1 rRNA gene is annotated in these 1,744 nt (G+C 52.6%); it reads left to right on the forward strand.

Annotation, left to right across the window (positions count from 1 at the left end):
• Positions 1–1,725 (forward strand): 23S ribosomal RNA (locus ACM6G4_RS18640); the annotation flags it as partial.
• Positions 1,726–1,744: the final 19 nt, after the last annotated feature.

Consider the following 1,744-nt stretch of genomic DNA (forward strand, 5'->3'; position numbering starts at 1 on the left):
TGATGCGGTAGAGGAGCGTTCTGTAAGCCTGTGAAGGTGAGTTGAGAAGCTTGCTGGAGGTATCAGAAGTGCGAATGCTGACATGAGTAACGACAATGGGTGTGAAAAACACCCACGCCGAAAGACCAAGGTTTCCTGCGCAACGTTAATCGACGCAGGGTTAGTCGGTCCCTAAGGCGAGGCTGAAAAGCGTAGTCGATGGAAAACAGGTTAATATTCCTGTACTTCTGGTTATTGCGATGGAGGGACGGAGAAGGCTAGGCCAGCTTGGCGTTGGTTGTCCAAGTTTAAGGTGGTAGGCTGGAATCTTAGGTAAATCCGGGATTCCAAGGCCGAGAGCTGATGACGAGTGTTCTTTTAGAACACGAAGTGGTTGATGCCATGCTTCCAAGAAAAGCTTCTAAGCTTCAGGTAACCAGGAACCGTACCCCAAACCGACACAGGTGGTTGGGTAGAGAATACCAAGGCGCTTGAGAGAACTCGGGTGAAGGAACTAGGCAAAATGGCACCGTAACTTCGGGAGAAGGTGCGCCGGTGAGGGTGAAGGACTTGCTCCGTAAGCCCACGCCGGTCGAAGATACCAGGCCGCTGCGACTGTTTATTAAAAACACAGCACTCTGCAAACACGAAAGTGGACGTATAGGGTGTGACGCCTGCCCGGTGCCGGAAGGTTAATTGATGGGGTTAGCTAACGCGAAGCTCTTGATCGAAGCCCCGGTAAACGGCGGCCGTAACTATAACGGTCCTAAGGTAGCGAAATTCCTTGTCGGGTAAGTTCCGACCTGCACGAATGGCGTAACGATGGCGGCGCTGTCTCCACCCGAGACTCAGTGAAATTGAAATCGCTGTGAAGATGCAGTGTATCCGCGGCTAGACGGAAAGACCCCGTGAACCTTTACTATAGCTTTGCACTGGACTTTGAATTTGCTTGTGTAGGATAGGTGGGAGGCTTTGAAGCGTGGACGCCAGTTCGCGTGGAGCCAACCTTGAAATACCACCCTGGCAACTTTGAGGTTCTAACTCAGGTCCGTTATCCGGATCGAGGACAGTGTATGGTGGGTAGTTTGACTGGGGCGGTCTCCTCCTAAAGAGTAACGGAGGAGTACGAAGGTGCGCTCAGACCGGTCGGAAATCGGTCGTAGAGTATAAAGGCAAAAGCGCGCTTGACTGCGAGACAGACACGTCGAGCAGGTACGAAAGTAGGTCTTAGTGATCCGGTGGTTCTGTATGGAAGGGCCATCGCTCAACGGATAAAAGGTACTCCGGGGATAACAGGCTGATACCGCCCAAGAGTTCATATCGACGGCGGTGTTTGGCACCTCGATGTCGGCTCATCACATCCTGGGGCTGAAGCCGGTCCCAAGGGTATGGCTGTTCGCCATTTAAAGTGGTACGCGAGCTGGGTTTAGAACGTCGTGAGACAGTTCGGTCCCTATCTGCCGTGGACGTTTGAGATTTGAGAGGGGCTGCTCCTAGTACGAGAGGACCGGAGTGGACGAACCTCTGGTGTTCCGGTTGTCACGCCAGTGGCATTGCCGGGTAGCTATGTTCGGAAAAGATAACCGCTGAAAGCATCTAAGCGGGAAACTTGCCTCAAGATGAGATCTCACTGGGACCTTGAGTCCCCTGAAGGGCCGTCGAAGACTACGACGTTGATAGGTTGGGTGTGTAAGCGCTGTGAGGCGTTGAGCTAACCAATACTAATTGCCCGTGAGGCTTGACCATATAACACCCAAGCAATTTG

The sequence above is a fragment of the Pseudomonas sp. IT-P258 genome (assembly GCF_949767825.1).
GTDB classification, from domain to species: Bacteria; Pseudomonadota; Gammaproteobacteria; order Pseudomonadales; family Pseudomonadaceae; genus Aquipseudomonas; species Aquipseudomonas monachiensis.